The organism is Cellulomonas sp. KRMCY2 (assembly GCF_000526515.1).
In the GTDB taxonomy this organism is placed as follows: Bacteria; Actinomycetota; Actinomycetes; order Actinomycetales; family Cellulomonadaceae; genus Actinotalea.
The window spans coordinates 937899-959308 of the sequence record NZ_JAGF01000001.1; the positions used below are offsets into that span (position 1 = coordinate 937899).

Genomic DNA, 21410 nt, shown 5'->3' on the forward strand with positions numbered 1-21410 from the left:
ATCATGGCGCTCGAGCCAGTACCCTTCACACGTCCCGCACTCCCACCGATCGAGAAGGTCGTTGAACTAGTACGGGGCATCTGGGAGCGCGGTGTCGTTACCAACGGCGGCCCTGTTCAGAGCCGTTTCGAGCGCGCGTTCGTCGAACGCCTCGCCTGGCCGAGCACCGCAGTGGTCCGCAACGGTACCGCGGCGATCCAGCTCCTCCTCACAGCCGTTGGAGTGGGCGCACGGCCAGATCGCGACGAGGTGATCGTGGGCAGCTTCACCCACGCCGCGACGGTGCAGGCCGTCCGGAGTGCCGGTGGAAGGGCCGTCTTTGCGGACGTCGAGGACGCGACACTCACGGCAGATCCAGTTATCGTCGACCGACTAGTAACCCCGCGCACCGCAGCACTTCTGGTAACCCACCCTTTCGGCTTCGCGGCGGATGTTGAGGGACTCGAGCGGGTCTCTCGGCTGCACGGCATACCACTCGTCTTCGACGCTGCGGCAGCGGTCGGCGTGGATTGGCGTGGGCGCCCCCTGAGCTGGGCCGGAGACGGAAGCGCCTTCAGTTTCCATGCGACGAAACTTCTCTGCGCCGTAGAGGCAGGCGCCGTGTCATCCCGTCACTATGACGTGATTGAGCGGGTCCGCCGGCTCCGCAATTTCGGCATGGGCGAGTGGGAGGCCGACCCCGCGGGGACCAATGGAAAGGCGGACGAGTTCGTCAGCGCTGTCGGCCTCGTCGCACTCGATCATCTAGACGAGGAGATCGCCGCGCGGAAACGGCACATCGAGTCCTACTCCGCGCTCCTCGACGAGCCGTGGGTGATGCCGCTCATCCAGCGGGCGGACGCGACGAGCAATGCCGCAGCGTTCGCCGTGCGATTGAGGACCACTGACGGCCGGCCTCTGGCGGTCGACGTTTCGAGAGCCTTGGGCGGGGAGGGAATCGAGTCGCGCCGATACTTCGCAGGCCGATTCGCGGTCGCCTCGCAGCCGACCGACGCTCCCACACCTTTGGCGGACCGCGCACGCGATGACGTACTTTGCCTGCCCCTGTGGGGCTCGATGCCTGACTCGACGGTCGCCCGCGTCGCGCATGCTGTGAGACGGGCTGCCAATGGAGTCTGACGATCTCAGCTGACGCATTCGGCGACCGCTCCGGGGGGTGCCAAGAGACCCTGTCAGCGTCAGGCCCGAATCGAGGCGATGCGGCCCGAGCGTCCCACCCCGACGAGCGCCCAGCGCCTTTCTGGCGGTCCGGCGCTCGTCGGGCCTGACTCGTGCCACTCGCTTAGCCTCGATCTTTCGCGGTGCGGCTGAGGTCGGTGGGGCGGCCGTCGGTGGCGTCGCTGGGGTCTGATTGTTGCGGTTGGGTGTGACAGGTTCCCGGGTCTCGCCTCGGGTGGGCGCCGGTTCCATGGCCGGGGGTCGGGCGGGGTCGTGGGGACGAGTTCGCGGGGTTCAGCCCGGGGCGAGTTCGGCCAGGCGGCTCAGGCCGGTCAGGGTCGGGTGGGCCCAGGGGGATCGGGCCGACAGGTGCAGCCGGACGCGTCGTCCGGTGCGGGCCAGTGTCGCGGGGATGGTGAAGATCCGGTAGCGCAGCTTCTTGGGTTCCCAGCGGCGGGCCGCGGTGTCGGCGAACGCGAGCATCTGCATCCAGGCGGTGATGTCGGCGGCCAACGCGACGACGGCGCACCAGATCCGGTTGGCGGCGAAGGAGGCCAGGGGCAGGTTGGCCAGGCCGGTGTCCTTGGCGATGCGGATCCGGTCTTCGCAGCGGGCCCGGCGCCGGTGGCGCAGCTCCAGGTCGGGCAGCTGGCCGCGGACGGTGTTGGTCGCGAACGCGGTGATCCGCATCCCCTCAACGTCGTCGAACCGCAGCTGGGCTCCGGGGTGGGGCCGTTCCTTGCGGGCGATCACGCGCATCCCGGGCGGCCAGCCGGTCAGGTCCAGCAGGTGCGTAAGCTCGGCGACCCATGCCCCGTCCCGGACGGCGTCGTGGGCGTCACACGCCTCGGTCCACACGTGCTCGGGGATGAGTCGTAGCAGGTCAGGGGTGTTCTCGGGCAGGGTGAACCCGACCGAGTAGGACAACCGGCGACCGGTGAGCCAGTCGATGACCTTGTGGGTGGACCCCGCCCCGTCGATGCGCACCAGCACCGACTTCCCGCGCCGGGCTCCGGGCAGTTGACGCAACGCGGCGCTGATCACGGTGATGTGGTCGGCGGCGGTGTTCGACCCGGCGTTCCCGGGCCGCAGCATGATGGCCAACGGTTCACCGGTCCCGGCGGGCCCGTGGTCGACGAACGCGCACAACGGGTGGAACCCGAAGCCCTTCTTGAACGTCGGGCGGGCGTTCTCCTTCTCCGAGTGCGCGATCACCAGGGTCGCGTCGACATCCACGACCAGCGGGGCGTCGGCGCTGACGTCATGGTCCGGGGCGCCGGCCCCGGCCCGCTCCCAGACCCGCGCTCGGGCCGTGGCCCTGGCCCGGTCGATCGCGGCCAGCGCCCGGTCGGCGTCGCCGGCAAGGGTCGCGATCGTGCGCGAGAGCGTCGGGTCGGAGGCCACCGCCCCGAAGACCGCCGGCTCGGCGCGGACCACCGCCAGGTCTGAGCAGGTGTCCCCACCCAGGGCCAAGGTGATCGCCAGGTCCAGCAGGACCTTGGCCGGGTCATGCCTGGCCGTCGGCCGCCGCCACCTGGCCAGCTCGCCCGACAGGGCCACGTCCAGACCCGCAGCCCGGACCGTGGAGCACAACAGCACCCCACCGGCCTGGCCCACCGCTGTCCGCCCGCTCGTGTCGACCGTCAGCCGCGGATAGAACCCGGTAGTCTGCTTCACCTGAAAGGTGCTCCTCGAACTGGACTGACACGGCCCTCGACAAGCCACATCATCCCAGGTCAGGAGCACTTTTCACGTCACGCCACGACCCCAACGCCCCCTGCCATGAAAGCGCGAGGTTAGTGACCCGTTTCGAGCCGCGTGAGCATGGCGCGGACGGTGCCGGTGAGGTTGGGGTCGAGGGTGAGTCGTTGGCCGTTGATCTCGATGGTCGCTGAGCGTGCGGTGCGTAGGGCCTGGACGATCTTCTTGATGCTGGTGCCGGTGGCGTCTTGCAGGTGGCGGGCGACGGCCAGGGCGGCGAACACGACGGTCAGGTGGGCCTCGATGGCCTGGCGTTGGTGGTGGAACACGGGCCGGGCTCGCAGGTCGCCCTTGGTCATCCGGAACGACTGCTCGACGTGCCACAGGTCGTGGTAGGCAGCGATCACCGCTGCGCCGTCCATCGTCGAGGTGGGCAGGTTGGTGACGTAGCCCTTCAAGCCGGCCAGCTGGCGTGCCCGGTCGATCGTGGCCTGGTCGAGTTCCTTGGTGGCGCCGGTGACCTTCAGGAACCGGGCCTTCTTCAACGGGGCGCGCCCGTCGGCGATCTCCTCGGCCCGGGCGATCATCGCGTTGATGGCCTTGTTGTCGTGCTGCTCACGCTTGAACTTCCACTGGTAGACCACCCGCCTGCCCCGGGCCGCCTTGCCGGTGCCCATGTCGCGGACCGACTCCAGAACCTGCCCGTCGGTGAAGAAGTTCCCGTGCCGGGCGAAGTGATCGGCCAGGTCGTAGGGGGCCTTGGTGATCCTCGAGCCCACGATGAAGGAGAACCCGGCGTCCTCCAGGGCGTTCAGGTGGCCCGCCGAGAGCATCCCGGCATCAGCGACCACGACCAGGTCCGTCACGTCGTGCCGCTCGCCGAAGGCGGTCAGGACGGGGATCAGGGTGGTGGTCTCGGCTTTGTTGCCCTCGAACAGGTGCACCTCGAGGGGGAACCCGCCCGGGTCCACCAGCAGCCCGACCTGGACCTGCGGGTCGACGCGGTGCTCCTTGCTCATGCCGACCTTGCGCAGCTCGTCCTCGTCGGGGCGCTCGAAGTGCAGGGTCGTCACGTCGTAGAGGACCAGGGCCGCGGTCCCGCCCGTGTGGACCGAGTGCGCCCACGCCGCGGTGGCCAGCTGCCCGCGGTAGTCCTGTTCCTGGCAGCGGGCCAGCGACCGGAACAGGGTGCGCAGACCGACCGCCGGTGCGCCGATCTCGTCCAGGACGCGGACGACCTCGGCCTTGGACGTCGGCTCCACGATCCGCGCCAGCACCATCGCGCGGAAACCGTCATCACCCAGCACGTCGAACCCGAGACGGGCATATGCGCTGGTCAGGACCTTCCACAACAGGTCGGCGGATGTCCCCACGACCCGCCCACCCGCAGCGACCGAGGCAGGACGCCCACCGGGCATCGCTGTCGCCGGTTCCAGGGGAAGTGTCGCTTCGGTGGTCCAGTCCGCGACGTCGTCCATCCGCACCGCCACCACCGGCAGGTCCCCCAGGTCCAGGACGTCCTGCCCCGGGGACAAGCGCTCACGCGCGGCAGTCAGTAGCAACGCAAGCTCGGCATCGGTATACGCAGACCCCACGTGCTCGACCTGCTCGACCTGCCGGCCCCGGCGCGTGACGATCTGCACCGCGACCGCCCCCGAGGCGGTGCGGACCTTGCGCACGAACCGCGAGACCACCCCCGAAGGCTTCCACGACGAGGTTCTTAGTGACATCACCACCGACCGCGGAGCGAATCACCAGGTCAGCGGCCTGCGATCACAGTCGAGGACCGAGGGTGGCACGAGTCAGGTCCTACGACGAGCTGCCGGGATACCCAGGTGTGCAGCAGGCCACCGACTGCCGAGGGTGGGGGTGGCCCGAACCCTTCACCCCGGACACCAACGGCGACGTCCACATCGACCTGTCGGTATTCGCGGCTTGCCCGGACCCTGCAGTGACCATCTCCTCGACCGACCCGCGCGCGGCAAACGGCCCGATCCACGTCGACTACGACGTGACGGCTCGCCCGGCCGACACCGGCACGGTGATCGAGGACACTAGGCGGGCTCGGGGTGAACTTCCGCATCAACAGCGGCTCCGACCTCAATCGCGCTTTGACACCGGCCGAGTGGCGTCCCGCAGAGTGGTGTGCGAGCTCGGCCTTGATCGGGGCGTCGTTGTAGACGTGTAGGCGGTCACCGCGTGATTCTTCGAGAGACCTACCAAGTCGACTCGAGAGAAGGACCCGCGATGACCGCTGCATCTAGTTTGGACCCTGCCCGCTTCTTGCACGAGCACCTGACCACCGCCAGCCCTGACCTGCTGCGTGACCTGTTGGCCACGTTCATCGAAACGCTGATGGGCGCCGAGGCCGACGCGATCTGCGGGGCCGACTACGCCGCGCGGACCCCGGAGCGGGCCAACACACGCAACGGCTACCGGCACCGCGATTTCGACACCCGGGTCGGCACGATGGACGTGGCGATCCCCAAGCTGCGGTCCGGGACCTACTTTCCGGACTGGTTGCTGGAGCGCCGCCGGCGCGCCGAGGCGGCCCTGACCAGCGTGGTTGCGACCTGCTACCTGCTCGGGGTCTCCACCAGGCGGATGGACAAGCTCGTCGAGTCCCTGGGGATCACGAGGCTGTCGAAGTCCCAGGTCTCGCGGATGGCCCAAGATCTCGATGAGCAGGTCGCCGCGTTCCGGACCCGACCGCTGGATGCCGGCCCCTACACGTTCTGCGCCGCCGACGCGTTGGCCGTCAAGGTCCGTGAGGGCGGGCGGGTCGTGAACATCGCGGTGATGGTCGCCACCGGCGTCAACGCCGACGGGCACCGCGAGATCCTGGGGATCGACGTCTCGACCGCCGAGGACGGGGCGGGGTGGTTGACGTTCTTCCGGGACCTGACCGCACGCGGCCTGACCGGGGTCAAGCTGGTGACCTCTGACGCGCACTCCGGGCTGGTCGCCGCGATCGGCGCGACCCTGCCCGGGGCGTCATGGCAGAGGTGTCGGACCCACTACACGGTCAACCTCAAGGCCACCTGCCCCACGGCGTCTTGGCCGTGGGTCAAGACGATGCTGCACTCGGTCTTCGACCAGGTCGACGCGGACGCCGTCGCAGCCCAGTTCGACCGGCTCCTGGACACCGTCGCAGACAAGCTGCCCAAGGTCGCCGACCACCTGGAGACCGCCCGGGCGGACCTGCTGGCCTTCACCGCCTTCCCCAAGGAGGTCTGGCGCCAGATCTGGTCGAACAACCCGAACGAGCGCCTCAACCGCGAGATCCGCCGGCGTACCGACGTCGTGGGGATCTTCCCCGACCGCACCGCCATCATCCGCCTCGTCGGAGCCGTCCTTGCCGAGCAGCACGACGAATGGGCCGAAGGACGCCGCTACCTCGCCCTGGACGTCCTGGGCCGAGCACGACTCACCGCCGTCCCCGACACTCAGGAGGTCAGCCCGCCCCAGCTCCCGGCGCTCAGCGCCTGAACCCGAAGATCACGCGCAACCGTCACACACCACGTCCGGGGACTTGACCGCCGGACCCTGCGACAGGCCGTCGCGAGCGCGCTCCGGTCGGAGCTCCCCGAGCAAGGGCGGCTTGTAATCGTTGGTAATCGCTCGACACCATGCTTGCCTGAACCCGTGCTGTCGTGCGACTCTTTGCAAAGATTGCAAAGGAGTCTTCACGGATGGCGCGGAACCCGTTCAGGCCGACTGCTGGCGCGACGCCGCCGTTGTTGGTCGGCCGTGACGAGGTGCTCGAGGAGTTTGTCGAGTCGCTTGAGGATGGCCCTGGCGCGCCGGGTCGCCTCGCGCTCTTCACCGGCACGCGGGGTGTCGGCAAGACGGTGATGCTCACCGAGGTGGGGGACCAGGCGCTGCGCCACGGCTGGGTGACGCTCGCCGAGACCGCCACACCGGGGCTCGTGGGCCGCTTGCAGCACGCGGTCACCCGCGCCCTCCATGAAGCCGATCCGACCACCGCGCCGACCCGGACCCTCACGGGCGTTTCGTTGCCGGTGATCGGTGGGGGCGTGACGGTCTCGACTCGTCCCGCGGAGGTCGTCGAGTGGCGCCACGAGCTGGGTCGCCTCCTCGACGTCATGGAGAGCCGCGGCGCAGGCCTCCTCATCACGGTCGACGAGGTCCACAAGGGCGGACGAGACGACCTGCGCGACCTCGCCGCGACCGTGCAGCACCTCATCAGGGAAGACCGGGACATCGCCCTGGCGATGGCGGGCCTTCCCTCAGCGGTCTCGGACCTGCTCAGCGACGACGTCCTGACCTTCTTGCGCCGCGCCACCCGCTTCGAGCTGGAGGACGTCCCGCTCGACGCCGTCCGCGATGCCCTGCACACCACGATCACCCACGAGGGGCGCACGATCGCCGACGACGCCCTCGACGAGGCGACGCAGGCCACTGGCGGCTACCCGTTCATGATCCAGCTCGTCGGCTACCACGTGTGGCGCAAGGCCAATGGGGACGTCATCGACCTGCCCGCCGTCCGGGCCGGCGTGCCGGCCGCACGCAAGCGCCTCGGGGCGACGGTGCACGCGACGGCACTGGCGGACCTGTCTGCCGTCGACCGCACCTATCTCCTGGCGATGTCGCAGGACCCAGGGGAGTCCTCGACCGGCGAGATCGCCCGCCGACTCGGTGAGACCCCGTACTACGCCTCCACCTACCGCGCCCGCCTCATCGCCGCGGGCGTCATCGAGCCCACCCGGCGCGGCTACGTCGACTTCGCCATCCCCTACCTGCGCGAATACCTGCGCGAGCACGCGGCCCGCTACGAGATGGCCTCCCGCGGCACCCGACGCCAGACATAACGGCGGAGGACGGCCACCGGAAGCAGGGGCTCGCCATGGGATCGCGTCGTCGGCTACGGCTCGCCGTGTGCGGAGCAGTCCTCGTCGGCGTTCTCGGTGGCTGCTTCGTCTACGACGCCGCCAACCCACAGATCTGGTACCACAACCTCACCGATCAGAAGCTGGTGGTGACCATCGAACGCCCTGACGGCCCTGGACCCAGGCCGTGGGACCGCACGGAGGCATCGAGGTGGTCATGGACGGGTGCCACGGTACGGCGCTCGTCGTGGAAAACCGAGGAAGGCGAACCGATCGGCAGGGTTGACGAGCCCGCGTGCGCTGGCTGGTCCCTCACGATCAACGAGGACTACTCCTTGACCTGCGAGAGGGCCTAAGCGCTCCCAGGCGAGCATGCGGCCGACCTCGAGCCGAGCCACAAGAGTCCATGCCCTGACCCCACAGGGGAGCAACCACGAGCGGCCGGATCAACGCAATCCCGGCGGACTGGCAACCACCGGTATCGCTGTGGGTGATATCGGGCTCGAGATCACTTGGCCGCGGGCAAGTCCAACCCTCCTCAGGCAGCCAGCTCCAGCGTTCCACGGGCACGGCCGACCCGGACGACTTGTGCGAAGCCGAGGGCGGCGACCACGAACCATCCCGCCCCTACTGCAGCCTCCAGCGCCAGCTGCGCCGCGATCTCAGCCGCGGGGCCGCCGTCCAGCAACGTCCTCACGGCCGTCAGACCGTGCGTCAGTGGCAGTACCTGGGCAACGGCCTGGACCGGGCCGGGCCAGAAGTCCACGGGCACGTTCACGCCGGCGAACGCAAGAAGCACCAGGTAGCTGAGGTTCATCGCAGTCCATCGACGGCCGGGCTTGTGCAGCACCAGGCACGAGACCGCGGCTCCGTAGCCGTACGCGGCCAGGCCGATCAGCACGATCATCGGGAGAGCGAGAAGCGCTTGTGGCATCGGCAGGCTGATCCCGAAGAGGGGCGGCAACGTGAACAGGGCGATCGACGAGGTCAGGAGCCCCGATGTGAGGTAGTGCACCCCGCGGCCCAGGTAGACGGTTAGGTGCGTTGCCGGGGCTGCGACCATCAGCGGTAGCGTCCCGGCGCGTCGTTCGCTGACGGTGGCCAGGACAACGATGCAGGCCTCCATCGCCACGATGTAGACGGCGTTGCCGACCACTAGGTACTCGACCTGCTGCTGCGAGCCGAGCAGCCGGCCGACAAGGGCGTAGAACGATGCCTGCATCAGCAGCCGCAGCAGCCAGCCGACGAGCCACGACTGCCAGGTGTAGAACGCGCGGTACTCGGCAAAGGCACCGATCGCAGTGTGCTTGAGCACCCGCAGCTGCTCACGCACTGCTGACCGTCCCAAGCTCACGGACCCGGCGGAGAGCCAGCCGCACGAGCCCCTGCCCCGCGGCCAGGCCGACGAGTCCCAACCCGACCACGACCGCCAGTCGCAGTCCGACGTCGGACACAGGGCCGGGCTCCAGGCTGTCTCGCAGCAGCTCGGCACCCCAGGTGAGGAAGACCAGCCGCGACAGCGGCTCGATCCAGTCGGGCAGGAACGCCACGGGCACCATCACGCCGCTGAGGATGTACACCGGATAGCTCAGGAAGTTCGCGAACATGCCGCCTCCTCGCGCCAGCACGAACCAGGCTGAGATGAGCGTGCTCGTGCCAGCCATGGCAAAGGTGGTCGCCAGGGCGGCCACGGTGAAGACTCCGGGATGCGGCACCTCGACCTCGACCCTGAAGAGCAGCCGCGCGACGAGGTAGGTCTCGACCATCGGCAGCAGACCCAGCATCGTCACCGAACCGATGCGTCCGAGCACGACCCAGAGCAGCGAGGTCGGCGAGCTGATCGCCAGTTCGAGGGTGCCGCCGCCCTTCTCCTCGAGCAGCACGTCCCCGGCGAGGGCAATGCTGAACATCCAGAGCCCCATCAGTACCGGCGCCAGAAGCGCATGCCCCAGCAGGTCGTCGCGTCCTGCCGCCAGCGTCATGCCGAGCAGCACGATGGCGAAGAACGGCGTCGTGAACAGGATCTGCAGGTCGTCGGGTGAGCGCCGTGCCCGCCACAGCTGCATCCGGGCGCCAGCGAGTGCCGCCCTCACCGGACGTCCATGCCGCGAGCGCCGACCAGCTCGATGTACACGTCTTCCAGCCGCGGTTTGAGCGTCCGGAGCGACCTGACTCCCGACTCCACGAGGAGCTCCAGCACGGCGGCTGACGCATCCTCCCCGTCAACCCGCGCCGACATCACTCCGTCGCGTACGACGACGTCGAGCACGCCCTCACGTCGGCGGACGCGGTCAACCACCTCGACCGGCACGTCGTCGGCCTCCACGCGCAACGCCCGGGTGGCGCGGCGTGCCAGGCCACGAGGGGTCTCGGTGGCGATCACCCGACCGCCGTCAATGAGAGTCACGCGGTCGCAGACCTCTTCGGCCTCGGCCATGTCGTGCGTCGTCAGCAGGACCGTTCGACCCTCGGCCCGCAGCTCGCCGACGAGCGCTCGGAAGTCGTGCGCGGCGACCGGATCCATGCCGGTGGTCGGCTCGTCGAGCAACACGACCTTCGGCTCGCCGATCAGTCCGCGTGCCAGGTGCAGTCGCTGCTTCATGCCACGTGAGAAGGTCTCAACCGGCGTATCTGCCTTGTCTGCGAGGCCCACTCGGTCGAGCAGCGCCTGCGCACGACGAGACGCGGCGGCATCGGAGAGCTTGTAGAGGGCCGCCCAGTAACGCAGGTTCTGCCGAGCCGTCAGCCGGTAGTACAGGCCACGCTCGCCCCCGTAGACAATGCCGACGAGGGGACGGACGACCCCCGTCTCTCTGACCACGTCGTGGCCGAGCACCTTCGCGGAACCCGACGACGGCAGCAGGCTCGTCGAGAGGACACGGCACAGCGTCGTCTTGCCGGCACCGTTGGGGCCTAGGAGGCCGTGCACCTCGCCCTGGGGGACAGTCAGGTCAAGACCCGCGAGCGCCGTGACCTCTGGTCCCTTCGGCCGCCAGCCCTTGCCGGTGCGGTACGTGCGGACGAGACCCACGACCTCCACAGCCGGCGCGTCCATGCGAGCCCCCCGTCCGATCCCTTGATTCCGTTCGACCCGTAGCACGAGTTGCGGTCGCCGAAGGCTACCGGGAGTATCTTGCCGACATGCTGCTCAAGAGTTCCGCGGCGGCGCTCACGAGACTCTCGTTGTCCTCTACGGTGAGCAGGTCACACCGTTCGACGAGGGCTACGAGGGCGATCCTCATCATGACCTCGTCGGTAGACTGGACGGATGGGACTGGCCTACAGCGTGAGCAACGACGTGAGCGCGCTTCACGACCTGCGTCGGTCTTGCCTTGGCGAACTGGCCACCTTTCGGTCCGCATCTAGTCCGCAACCAGCCAAGAACATGGCCTAACCGATGAGAAGTGTCGGAAGGCATCGCCGCAGGTCAGGCCAGTTTTCGGCACCCTGACCAGGCGCCCCATCTCCCACCACAAGCGACTTTCAATCCGTAGGTTGTGGGTTCGAGCCCCACGGGGCCCACTTGATGCGATGACCTGCAACGACACTGCTCTTGGTGCGTCCCATGTCGGGCTGTCACTCACGTGTGTTGCTAGACGCTCGCCCCAGGCCGGTCCGAGAGGGGACGGCGGACGGCCTGGAGCGCGAGGCACCGCTCGCGGGCATCGACGCCCTGGAGGCTGTGCAAGGCGCTCCTGTACGGGGTCGCATCGGACGTGTCCGATGCGCGTGAGCGTGTCCGCGGCGTCGCTCAGCCGCCGATCCAGAGTCAGCTCTGGGCACCTCGCTGCGCCTTCGAGATCAGCGGCTGGTCCTGTCGCCCTACCTTGGCTGCAGCCCGACGATGGGCCCGGGATACTGCGCGTGGATGTCGCCGTCGACCAGGCGCCAGCAGAAGTCGTTCATCTGGGCCGCAGCGGGAGCGTGACGGGCGAGGATGCCCGCCACTGCCGCCGGCACGTCCAGCGGGATGTCGCCGCTCGCGCACCGACTCACGTATGCGTTGCGTGCAGCAGGACCACCGCTGGTCGGCACCGGCACCCCACACACCGTGGTGACCAGCCAGTTGACCAGTCGCATCGCCGCGTAGTCCGCATCGTGGTCGATGTTGTGCGCGACGAAGTCGCGCTCGGCGTCGGACAGATCGAACTGAGGCGATGTGGCCAGCCCAAGGTCAACGAGGTAGATCCGATCGTCGTCTGCCCGCATGTTGGCGAAGTGTCCATCCATGTGCAGCACCTCGCGGCTACGCAGGAAGGCGACGGCCTCGAAGAGCTGCCGCTCGAACGTCTCGGCACTGCCCACCGGGTCGTTCAGCCTGTCGAGCAGCCGATCGGGAAGGTACTCGAGAAGGAGCACGAGGCTGGAGCCCGCGTCGGCCAGTTCCTCGAAGCGGATCCGCACCGCCGGGTCGCCTCCGAACTGGGCAACGACCGCCTCGATGTCCCGGTGCTCGGACGCGACAGGTGGGCGGCCCGGTGGCACCCGCCAGTGGTGCAGCAGGGCGAAGGACTCGGACTCACCGCCGAGGACTCCCTCGGTGACGGTGATGTTCGCGGCCAGCTCGCGCCACGCGCCGAAGCCCGGGCCGGCGAGGCGGTGCATGCCGTACTGGCAGGAGGTCGGCAGTTCGAAGAGGTTCGCTGTGCTGTGCGGATGCGCCAGTTCCCGGTCGGTGATCGGAATCCGCTTGGCGAACACCATGATGCCGTCGACGTCGAGCACCGAGGAGCCACCGCCCACGCCCACAGCGCTGGTGGGTGCGGCGTGGAGGAACGCCGCCAGCTCGTCGTCGTCGCGGGCTGCGAGCGAGGCCGACACGAGGTCGTGACGGACACGTCGGGTGGTGAGGATCACGCCATTCTGCCCGCCACTGAGGATCCGGACACGAACGTGAGACAGCGGCCGCCTCACGTTCGTGTCCGCGACCTTCGGCCGCTCCGCGCCGACATGCCAACTCCCCCTCAAGCCGTGCCCGGTGACTCGTGCAGGGAACTTCCAGAGCTGACAGTCACCACGCGCCAGGTTGACGGCGTTCTTGCATATGCAGGTAAACCCCTGCATGATTGATCCATGACAGAGGAGTGGACCCTCGACCCGGTGTTCAAGGCCCTGGCCGATCCGACCCGTCGCCTGCTTCTCGACCGCCTCCGTCACCACGACGGTCAGACGCTCACCGAGCTCTGCCGCAGCCTCGAGATGGTGCGTCAGTCGGCGACGCAGCATCTCGACCAGCTGGTGCAGGCCAACCTCGTCACCGTCGTACGACGAGGGCGAGAGCGACTGCACTACCTCAACCCCACCCCGATCCACGAGATCGGGGAGCGCTGGATCGCGGCGTACGACGCGCCCCGGCTGGCCGCCCTGAGCAGCATCAAGCATCAAGCAGAGGAGTACGCCATGACCGAGACCACGACGACCCCGACGGCGACCGGAGCGGCGACAGCCGTGCCGACGTACGTCTACGTGACCTACATCCAGGCAAGCGCAGAGCAGGTGTGGCAGGCCCTGACCGACGCGGACCTGACAGCACGCTACTGGGGGCACGCCAACGTCTCCGACTGGCAGGTCGGTTCGCCTTGGGAGCACCGCCGAGTGGATGGCTCCAACGCCGTCGATGTCGCGGGAACCGTACTCGAAGCCGAACCGCCGACCCGGCTCACGATCACGTTCGAGGACTCCGACAAGGAGCGGGCCGGCGGACCGTCGGTGGTCAGGTTCGTCGTCGAACCACACGAGGGCATCGTCCGGCTGACGGTGACCCACGAGAACCTCCCCAACGTCGAGATGCTCAACGGAATCTCGCGCGGGTGGCCCGCGGTGCTCGCCAACCTCAAGTCCCTGCTGGAGACCGGTGACGTGCTGGGGACCGCGCCATGGGACGTACCGCAGGTCGAGACCGCATGAGCCTCGAGTTGCTTCGCCGGGCAATGGAGTACGCCGAGACGGTCGTCTGCGATCTCACGAGCGACGACCTGCGGCTGCCCACACCATGCGATGAGTGGGACGCCGGCAGGGTCGTTCTCCATCTCGCCGATGTCGCCGACGGGCTCATCGCCTTGGTGGAGACCGGAGACCTGGCCCTGCCGGAACCGGCACGGGCCGACGACCCCGATCCGGTGTCCATCGTCGGCGAGTCCCTGACACGCCTGGCCGCCACGCTGTCCACGACGAGTGAGAAAGAACGTGCACAGGCCGCGGCTCGAGCAGGGGCCATCGAGTTCACCATGCACGGCTGGGACATCGGGGTCGCCCGGGACAGCGACCATCTGACCCCGGCGGACCTGGCGAACGACGTTTGGGCGCTCGCGTCGTCGCTGATCACCGACGACGCGCGCGGCTCGAACTTCGCCTCTGCCGTCGATGTTCCCGCCACCGCGACGCCCAGCGACCGACTGGCCGGGTTCCTCGGACGTCAGACGGTGCCCGTGTCGGCACCGAGCAGCTGGGGCGTGTCTCCCAAGTCGCGCCTTGAGGGACGGAGGTAGCCATGCCGGGGGTCGCTCGAGCGGACTTCGTCGCCGGACTCGCCGAGACGATCCTCGGCGAGTTGCCACCCACGCGCGCACTGGTGGCGATCGACGGGATCGGCGCCAGCGGCAAGACCACCCTGCTCGCCGAGCTTGCCCAGTCCATCACGTCGCGTCCTACCGTCCTCGTGCACGCCGACGACTTCTTCAACCCCGCTGAGATCCGGCACGCCCGCGCCGCTACTCGCCCGAGGGGTTCTGGCTCGACACGTACGACTACGCAGGGCTTGTCGCGCACGTGCTTGCGCCGCTGCGAGCGCGAGGGTCGGGCATCTACCGGCCCGGCACCTTCGATCGCTCATCTGGGCGCCCGCTCCTCGCCGAGGCCCGTCAGGCGGCCCCCGACGCGGTCGTACCGGTGGAGGGGACGTTCCTGCATCGCGACGAACTCCGAGCCGTCTGGGACTACTCGATCTTCCATGCGATCCCCTTCAGCGAAGCGGAGCGGCGCATGGCGGCACGCGCCGGCGCACCACTTGAGCCGTCGTTGCTCGAGCGGTACCTCGGCGCGCATCGGATCTACTTCCGGGAAGCCGAGCCGTGGCGACGCGCCCGGCTCGTCGTCGACAACACGAACCCAGAGACAACCGTGCATCGTCGAGCCGAACGCCGCCTCGGCCCTCGACCCTCGACCCCTCGACCCTCGACCCTCGACGATCTCAAGTTCCCCTCGGCCAGGGACTTGGGAGACACGCCCTAGCTGCACCCCGGCAGGTCCCCGCGGCCCGTCAGGTCGCTCGCTCACGAGGGTCAGCCAGAGGCCCGCACGATGGGTTCCTTGGCGGGCCCAATTCTCGATCTTGTCCAGGTGGTCGCCGCGGGCGTCGACGCCATGACGCACCGCCCGGATGAGCTGAACCTCGACTGCTACGCCCGAACACGGTGCCACTCGGGTCGGCCGGCTTCCAGCAGCCGGGAACGACGGGGCGCCTCGGGGTAGACCCCGCGAGCGCTACGGGGCCGCGTCGCCTGGCGGCAGGCCGCCCGGCCGTCCCTTGGGTGTCACTGATGTGCACCGTGAACGCGTGTGACGCGAGATGGTCTGCGCTGATGCAAAGGCGCAGGCCAGAAGTGCGTCTGATGGTCGGCGATGGCTCGGTCTGATGCCCTACCTGCCAGTCCGTGGGTTGTGGGTTCGAGCCCCACGGGGCCCACTGTGTTTGTGCTGGTCAGAGGCCCGAGGAGTTCGGGCGAGCAACTCTGCGGGCCCTGACGGTCCGCAGCAGGTCGACACGTCGAAGGTCGACAGATCCGGACGAACATGGACGTCGACGGCCCCTGCGTGGATACGCTCCCCCTCCTTGACCTCGGGGTGGGCGGTTCCGGGTCAGGGGACGAGAACCACGGTGCCGCGCTTGTGCCGGGAGTCGACGAGCCGGTGGGCCTCCGCGGCGTCGGCAAGGGGGTAGGTGCGGTCCACGACGGGCCGGATGCGGCCCTCCACCGCCAGTCCGATCAGGACGGTCATGTCGGCCGCCTTGTCCGCCTGGGGCCGCAGGCCGGTGAAGGCGAGTCGCACGCGCCGCCTGGCCCCTCGCGTCAGCAGGCTCTGCACCGCTGCCACCGGGCTGGGCGCGGTCGTCAGGTACACGCCGCCGGGGCGAAGTGCCCGCCGGCAGCGCCGGAAGGAACTGGTCGCCACCGTGTCGAAGACGACGTCGTACGCGCCGCGTGCAGCCGTGAAGTCCTCGGCCGTGTAGTCGATCACCTCGGTGGCCCCGAGCGATCGCACCAGCTCGGCGCTGCGGCCACTGCACACCCCCACCACCTCGGCACCGAGGTCCGCCGCAAGCTGCACCGCGGCGGCCCCCACGCACCCGGACGCACCGTTGATGAGAACGCGCTGACCGGGCAACAGCCGCGCCTGGTCCCGCAGGAACGGGAGCGCAGTGAGGCCGCCCTCGGTGACCCCGACCGCGTCGGGCAGCGTGAGGCCGTCCGGCACCCGGGCGATGCCAACGGCCCGCAGACAGACGCACTCGGCGTACCCCCCCATCCGGGCGCCGGTCGCGCCGACGACCCGCTCCCCTACGGCGACAGCTGTGACGCCCTCCCCGAGCGCGACGACGACGCCGGCCACCTCGCTGCCCAGGATCGGGTTCCTCGGGTGCAGCAGCCCGCCCGCGAGGCGCGCGATGGCCGGCCGCGCAGCGCGCAGGGCTGCGTCGGCGGCGCTCGCGGCGACCGCTCCGACGCGTACGAGCACCTCGCCGGGCCGCGGGGCCGGTACGGGCACCTGCTCGGGGTGCAGCACCTCGGGCGGGCCGTAGCGGCGGTGCACGGAGGCTGTCATCGTGCGCGGGAGGGGTTCGGTGGTCATGACGGGCTCCTTGCCGAGGGTGTGCGGGATCACGGCCGCGAGGTGCTCCTCGCGTGCCGGGCGTTGCGGAGGTGGGTTCGGGTGGATGCAGTCAGGCGGGTGCGGTCAGTGCTCGCCGACCTCGGGGTAGGCGAAGACCTGGTCGAGCCCGACGCCGAAGACGCGGGCGATCTGGAACGCCACCTCCAGCGACGGGGAGTACCTGCCCTGCTCGATAGCGATGACGGTCTGGCGGGTGACGCCGATGCGGCGGGCCAGCTCGGCCTGGGTCATCTCGCCGTGCGCTGCCCGGAGGTCGCGGACGGTGTTCGTGACCCGGGTGGGCTTGACCACGTCAGAAGCCCCGGCGGTACGTCACGAGCTTGACCGCGGTGCCGACCACAGCGGCGAGCGCGGACACCGCGTAGATGGAGTTCGCGATCCAGAAGTGGTCGGCCTCGATCAGGGCCAGGGCGAGTGGCAGGAGCACCCCGAAGCCCACAACCATGCCCGTCACGTTGTCCCCGGACCGGGCGATCTCCTTGTCCCGCACATCGGCAGTGGTGCCGTCGCCCGGCCGGACGATCTCCAGCACGATGCGCCCGATGATGGTGACGGCGATCGAGATGCCGAGGGACCACAGCAGCGGGGCGACGTAGTCGGCATCGGCCGGCGCACCCCCGCCCGCACGGCCGAGGACCACGGCGACGTAGCCGGCGAACGTCGCGACAACGGCGACGAGGTAGACCCAGGCGCCTCGCTCCTCGTACGACACCGTGACCGCCTCGTCCTGGAAGTCGAAAATCTTTGACATCACGACAGTAGGGCGTGTGGCGATGGATGTCAAGAATTTGTGACATCCATCGCGAGCCGTCACCCGTGGTCGCCGCCCCGACACACCGAAGCCCTCGCCGTCGCGCGGGTGCGCCATGCGTGGGCACACCCGCGAGGCCTCGTGCCGTCTCGGGTGAAACCCCGCGAGTTCTACGGGCCGCGTCCCCTGCCCGAAGGCGGCGCGGCCGTCCCTTGTGTGTCACTGATGTGCACTGTGAACGCGCGTGACGCGAGATGGTCTTCGCTGATGCGAAGGCGCAGGCCAGCAGTGTGTCTCATAGTCGGCGATGGCCCGTTCTGATGCCCTACCTGCTAATCCGTAGGTTGTGGGTTCGAGCCCCACGGGGCCCACTGTGTTTTTGCTGGTCAGGGGGTTGTCGGGCAGGCTCGACCGGCCGGCTGGGGCGGCTCTGGCAGCCATCTGGCAGCCTTCTCGATGTCGATCATGCGCCAGGCTCGTCTCTGGTGACCCCCACCGCGACGTCGCGACCATGGTAGAGAAGCTGACGACCCACGCGCCTTGGTGGACTAGCAGGCGCCCGGCATCAGAAGTTGAGGCCCGCGGCGGGCGGCGGGCGGCAGAGGTCGGTCGCGCATCACGGCCCCGCGAGCGCGCCGTCGGCGGCTGTGACCGCGCGTCGCCCAAGGCAGCAGACTTGCGGGGTGACGTTCACCCCGATGCCGACCGAGCTCGCGACCGAGCGGTTCATCTTGACGCGCGAGACGCTCGCCGACGCGGCGTGGCTCGCCGATCTGTTCACCGCACGGGGCGGCGGCACCGTCACTGAGGCCGAGGCTCGTTCACGAGTCGCCGCCATGCACGAGCTCACCAGCGCCCACGGCATCGGCGCCTACGTCCTGCGGCCCAGGGCCGGGGGCGCACCGGCGGGCTACGCCGCAATCATCATCGGTCGCGGCACCGTCGAGGAGCCCGAGATCGCCTACGAGCTTCTGGCCGACGCACACGGCAACGGGTATGCCACCGAAGCGGCGAGCGCCGTGCTCCCGGCCGCGTTCGCAACGGGCCGCCGACAAGTCTGGGCAACCATCCGGCCCTGGAACGCGGCATCCTTGCGGGTCCTCGACAAGCTCGGCGGCTTCCACCGGATACGCGCGACGTCCGACGAGCAGGGGCAACTTCTCTGGTTCGCATGCGAGAGGCCGGCCGGCTGATCCTCGACGACCGTCATCGATGCGAGCGAGCCGGACCATCGTCAACGCGGCTTGAGCGTGCGTCAGGTCGGGGTCGATGAGGCGTCGTAGCGGGCGAGTTCCTCGCTGTCCGGCGCCTCGAAGAGTCCTCTCCACGCACGTAGGTCAGGGCGCTGCACGGGAGGGTCCTCGAGCCCTCTGCCCTGGATCCGTTTCCAGAGCTCGTCGTCGTCGACATCGAGGTAGACCAGCTCTGTGGCGGCGCCCAACGCAACAGCCTCGGCGCGCAGTGCCTCACGTTCCCCTCGACCCCACGTCCCCCATTCGATGATCACCGACCCGCCGAGCGCCATCAGCTCCTTGGCCACCGACCACTGCAGCGCCTCGACCCGCGCCCTGACGTCGGTGTCCCAGAGGTTGACGCCCAAGGCATCCATCCACTCGTCCGGCCCGAACCGGATTGCGGGCATCTCGGCCGCGAGGGTCTTCGCCAGCGTCGTCTTGCCGCTCCCGGGCAAACCGCAGACGATCACGAGCCGCCCACCCGAGCGGTGATCCCGGACTACTTGAACGACCGCCACGGCTTCATCGCCGTCCCCAGCACGTGGGCTCAGCATGCCTGAAGCATGCCCCGGAAGGACGGCGTCTCCGCCCCAATTTCGGCTACCGCTGTTCGGCACAGGTGCGGGCAGCGGCTGTGTGATGCTCGGGTGCTGGCTGGCCGGTCCGTCTCGGGTAGGTGCCCGGGGCGGGTCGCTCTGATTGCGGCTGCATGACTGGTCGTGCAGCGCGGTCGACCTCGTGTGATCGCTTGCGCATCCCGGAGCGGTCCGGTTCGCTGATGGAGTGGGCACCCTGGCGGACCTCGTTCCCGCGGCGACAGCCGCCTGTGTCTCGGCGCTGGAGCCCCACACGGACCTCGACTGGCGCGCGGCCCGAGCAGGCGACCTCGACTGGAGCTGCTGGGACACCGCGCTGCACATCGCCGATGATCTGTACTTCTACGCCGTGCAGCTCGTCTACGGCCGCGCAGGCCCGGACTACCTGAGTACCGAGCTCGCCCTCGATTCTGAGGCGACCGTCCCGCGCCTGCTCGACGCCATCGTGGTCCATGGGGAGCTGCTTCGCCGGGCGGCCGTTGGCGCCGACGCGAAAGATCGCGGCTACCACATCTACGGGGTCTCCGACTCTGAAGGGTTCGCAGCCATGGGGATCGCCGAGACTCTCGTCCACACCTACGACATCATCCGTGGGCTCGTCCCCACCACCACCTGGCGTCCACCCGCCGAACTCGCTGATCACGTCCTTCGTCGCCTCTTCCCCGCCGCTCCCTCCGGGGATCCATCCGACGTGCTGCTCTACTCGTGCGGTCGCATGCCGCTGGGCGACCGACCTCGGCAGGACCGTTGGCGCTGGGACGGGAGCGTGCCGACGGAAGCGGGCCGATGATGGCGGATCCACCCGACCGCCCGAAGGCGGCGTCGCGCGTCGCACAGCGGCACCGTCCCGCCGACAGCAGCCGCCCGCCACCCGGACATCGGCAGGGCCGCGCGAATCGCGGCAGATCCGGGCTCCCAGGGCCCACGCGGGCGGTGACGGCCAGGGGATGAGCGCCGGCTATGACTGTGGTGCGACGCGTTGGTCTGGCGGGATCTTCTTGCGTACATGATCGAGAAGTCGCCCAGCCGTCGCGCCAGGAGCCTCCCCGTCAGTGATCACGACGAGTGTTGCCACCCGTCGGCTGGCCTTGTCGTCGAGCCACTCGGCAAGAAAGTCATGTCCAGAGGCGACCCAATCGGTACCTTTCGTCGCGAGCGATCGCCTGCGCAGCTCGACGAGTGCGTCGTCGCGATCCAGCGACGGCAAGATGAGCGCGACGTGCGGCACCGCTGAGAGCGCACGGCTGACCTTGCCCGCCATGCGGGGATCGGTGAAGCTCGTATGCCCAGCGCCGAGCGCGACCACTGCACCCGGGTGGTCGTCGAGCACACGACGCACCGCATGGGCTCGCGCGGGCTCCCACTCTCGCTCCGCGGCGACGCGACCTACAGCCGTGGCCCGCTCCACGAGCCGGTCGATGCTCCATCCGACCTCGACGTAGTACTGGTCACCCAACTCGTCGACGTCGACGAAAGGAACCCCCAGGCGATCGGCGACCAGCGCCCCCAGAGTCGACTTACCGACCGCAGCCGGTCCGACCAGCACCAAGACAGGCACGCCATCCACGCCGCCATCGTCGCACGGAGGCACCTACGGCCGGCGAAGCCGTCGGGCAGCCGGCGGCTTCGCCGAGGGGCTGGACGTCCACTCTTCGGCACGAGCGCGGAGTGCGGCAGATCCGGGCGAGCGTAGCCGCCCTCAACGCGCATGAGCGTGCATCGGTCAGCCCGGCGAGGTGTGCGGGCGCTCACCGCCCCAACCTGCCAAACAGATCAGGCATCCGGGGCAGGATGTAGGCGTGAGTCCGGACGAGTTCGTTTCAGCGCTGGTCTTGACCGTCTTCGACTCCACGGTGCAGGGAGTCGTTTCTGCGCTCGAGTCTCCACCTGGGCGGAGCCCCCATGCGCGGACGGTGACCCTCCACGAGTGGTTCGCGCGCCTTCCGGCGGCGGACCAGCGATTCGTGGTTGAGGTAGTCCGTGATGCGAGTCACAGCGCGCTCTTCGGCGTGCTGTCGGTGCTCGACGGAGTGCGCGCAATCGACGGGCCTCCGCATGCCGACCTGGCCCTGACTGCAACCGACGGACAGGGCAGCCGCATCCTGAACGAGGGCGGCGACCTACACGACCTACTCAACGCCCTCGTGCACCCGCCGTCGGAACCTTTGGCCGGCGAGTAAGGCTGGACGCGGCTCCGGTGAAGCAACGCCGTCGAAGGCTGCCCGAG

General features: G+C 69.1%; 19 protein-coding genes. 8 read left to right on the forward strand and 11 right to left on the reverse strand.

The window, feature by feature from the left end:
* Positions 1–3: 3 nt before the first annotated feature.
* Positions 4–1119 (forward strand): DegT/DnrJ/EryC1/StrS aminotransferase family protein, encoded by a 1116-nt coding sequence (locus tag K415_RS0104600; RefSeq protein ID WP_081784882.1) that lies wholly within the window; start codon positions 4–6, stop codon positions 1117–1119.
* Between the two features lie 333 nt (positions 1120–1452).
* Here K415_RS0104600 and K415_RS0104605 read toward each other — a convergent pair whose 3' ends face one another.
* Both K415_RS0104605 and K415_RS0104610 read right to left on the reverse strand, forming a co-directional pair.
* Positions 1453–2835 carry an IS1380 family transposase gene (locus tag K415_RS0104605; protein ID WP_024285360.1) on the reverse strand — a complete coding sequence of 461 codons (1383 nt, stop codon included), beginning with the start codon at positions 2833–2835 and terminating at the stop codon, positions 1453–1455.
* Between the two features lie 119 nt (positions 2836–2954).
* Entirely contained in the window at positions 2955–4553 is a 1599-nt protein-coding gene (locus tag K415_RS0104610; RefSeq protein ID WP_029663160.1) for an IS1634 family transposase, read from the reverse strand.
* Positions 4554–5106: 553 nt separating this feature from the next.
* On the opposite strand from K415_RS0104610, the gene K415_RS0104620 reads away from it, so the two are divergent.
* Both K415_RS0104620 and K415_RS0104625 read left to right on the forward strand, forming a co-directional pair.
* Entirely contained in the window at positions 5107–6348 is a 1242-nt protein-coding gene (locus K415_RS0104620) for an IS256 family transposase (RefSeq protein ID WP_024285929.1), read from the forward strand.
* A gap of 203 nt (positions 6349–6551) precedes the next feature.
* Positions 6552–7691 carry an ATP-binding protein gene (locus K415_RS0104625; RefSeq protein ID WP_024285930.1) on the forward strand — a complete coding sequence of 380 codons (1140 nt, stop codon included), beginning with the start codon at positions 6552–6554 and terminating at the stop codon, positions 7689–7691.
* 556 nt (positions 7692–8247) lie between these two features.
* On the opposite strand, the gene K415_RS0104635 is transcribed toward K415_RS0104625, so the two are convergent.
* The 4 genes from K415_RS0104635 to K415_RS0104655 all read right to left on the reverse strand — a co-directional run bounded on the left by K415_RS0104635 (position 8248) and on the right by K415_RS0104655 (position 12773).
* Positions 8248–9042 (reverse strand): ABC transporter permease, encoded by a 795-nt coding sequence (locus tag K415_RS0104635; protein ID WP_024285932.1) that lies wholly within the window; start codon positions 9040–9042, stop codon positions 8248–8250.
* Complete coding sequence (locus K415_RS0104640) at positions 9035–9802, reverse strand: ABC transporter permease (protein WP_155859362.1); 768 nt, start codon at positions 9800–9802, stop codon at positions 9035–9037. The genes K415_RS0104635 and K415_RS0104640 overlap by 8 nt, the downstream gene beginning before the upstream one ends.
* Entirely contained in the window at positions 9799–10764 is a 966-nt protein-coding gene (locus K415_RS0104645; RefSeq protein WP_034661032.1) for an ABC transporter ATP-binding protein, read from the reverse strand. Before K415_RS0104645 ends, K415_RS0104640 begins: the two co-directional genes overlap by 4 nt.
* A gap of 767 nt (positions 10765–11531) precedes the next feature.
* Complete coding sequence (locus K415_RS0104655; RefSeq protein ID WP_231494823.1) at positions 11532–12773, reverse strand: serine/threonine protein phosphatase; 1242 nt, start codon at positions 12771–12773, stop codon at positions 11532–11534.
* Between the two features lie 9 nt (positions 12774–12782).
* Here K415_RS0104655 and K415_RS0104660 point away from each other — a divergent pair, with 9 nt between their 5' ends.
* Both K415_RS0104660 and K415_RS0104665 read left to right on the forward strand, forming a co-directional pair.
* Positions 12783–13616: a metalloregulator ArsR/SmtB family transcription factor gene (locus K415_RS0104660; protein ID WP_024285935.1), complete on the forward strand. Its 834-nt coding sequence runs from the start codon at positions 12783–12785 to the stop codon at positions 13614–13616.
* Positions 13613–14197, forward strand: coding sequence for a maleylpyruvate isomerase family mycothiol-dependent enzyme (locus K415_RS0104665; protein WP_197024667.1), 585 nt, complete (start codon positions 13613–13615; stop codon positions 14195–14197). Before K415_RS0104660 ends, K415_RS0104665 begins: the two co-directional genes overlap by 4 nt.
* A 1369-nt stretch (positions 14198–15566) precedes the next feature.
* On the opposite strand, the gene K415_RS0104675 is transcribed toward K415_RS0104665, so the two are convergent.
* The 3 genes from K415_RS0104675 to K415_RS0104685 form a co-directional block, all read right to left on the reverse strand.
* Positions 15567–16559 carry an NAD(P)-dependent alcohol dehydrogenase gene (locus K415_RS0104675; protein WP_155859363.1) on the reverse strand — a complete coding sequence of 331 codons (993 nt, stop codon included), beginning with the start codon at positions 16557–16559 and terminating at the stop codon, positions 15567–15569.
* Positions 16560–16664: 105 nt separating this feature from the next.
* Positions 16665–16892 carry a helix-turn-helix transcriptional regulator gene (locus K415_RS0104680; RefSeq protein ID WP_024285938.1) on the reverse strand — a complete coding sequence of 76 codons (228 nt, stop codon included), beginning with the start codon at positions 16890–16892 and terminating at the stop codon, positions 16665–16667.
* A gap of 1 nt (position 16893) precedes the next feature.
* A complete protein-coding gene (locus tag K415_RS0104685) occupies positions 16894–17352 on the reverse strand; it encodes a hypothetical protein (RefSeq protein ID WP_231494824.1) in 459 nt (152 codons plus the stop codon).
* 698 nt (positions 17353–18050) lie between these two features.
* Between K415_RS0104685 and K415_RS0104690 the strand changes: the two genes are divergently transcribed.
* Positions 18051–18545 (forward strand): GNAT family N-acetyltransferase, encoded by a 495-nt coding sequence (locus tag K415_RS0104690; RefSeq protein WP_029663164.1) that lies wholly within the window; start codon positions 18051–18053, stop codon positions 18543–18545.
* A gap of 62 nt (positions 18546–18607) precedes the next feature.
* Here K415_RS0104690 and K415_RS0104695 read toward each other — a convergent pair whose 3' ends face one another.
* A complete protein-coding gene (locus tag K415_RS0104695) occupies positions 18608–19141 on the reverse strand; it encodes an ATP-binding protein (RefSeq protein ID WP_081784884.1) in 534 nt (177 codons plus the stop codon).
* Positions 19142–19370: 229 nt separating this feature from the next.
* On the opposite strand from K415_RS0104695, the gene K415_RS0104700 reads away from it, so the two are divergent.
* A complete protein-coding gene (locus tag K415_RS0104700; RefSeq protein WP_051480395.1) occupies positions 19371–19973 on the forward strand; it encodes a hypothetical protein in 603 nt (200 codons plus the stop codon).
* A 168-nt stretch (positions 19974–20141) separates the two neighbouring features.
* Here K415_RS0104700 and K415_RS0104705 read toward each other — a convergent pair whose 3' ends face one another.
* Positions 20142–20750, reverse strand: coding sequence for a shikimate kinase (locus K415_RS0104705; protein WP_024285943.1), 609 nt, complete (start codon positions 20748–20750; stop codon positions 20142–20144).
* A gap of 232 nt (positions 20751–20982) precedes the next feature.
* Here K415_RS0104705 and K415_RS22505 point away from each other — a divergent pair, with 232 nt between their 5' ends.
* A complete protein-coding gene (locus K415_RS22505) occupies positions 20983–21363 on the forward strand; it encodes a hypothetical protein (RefSeq protein ID WP_024285944.1) in 381 nt (126 codons plus the stop codon).
* Positions 21364–21410: the final 47 nt, after the last annotated feature.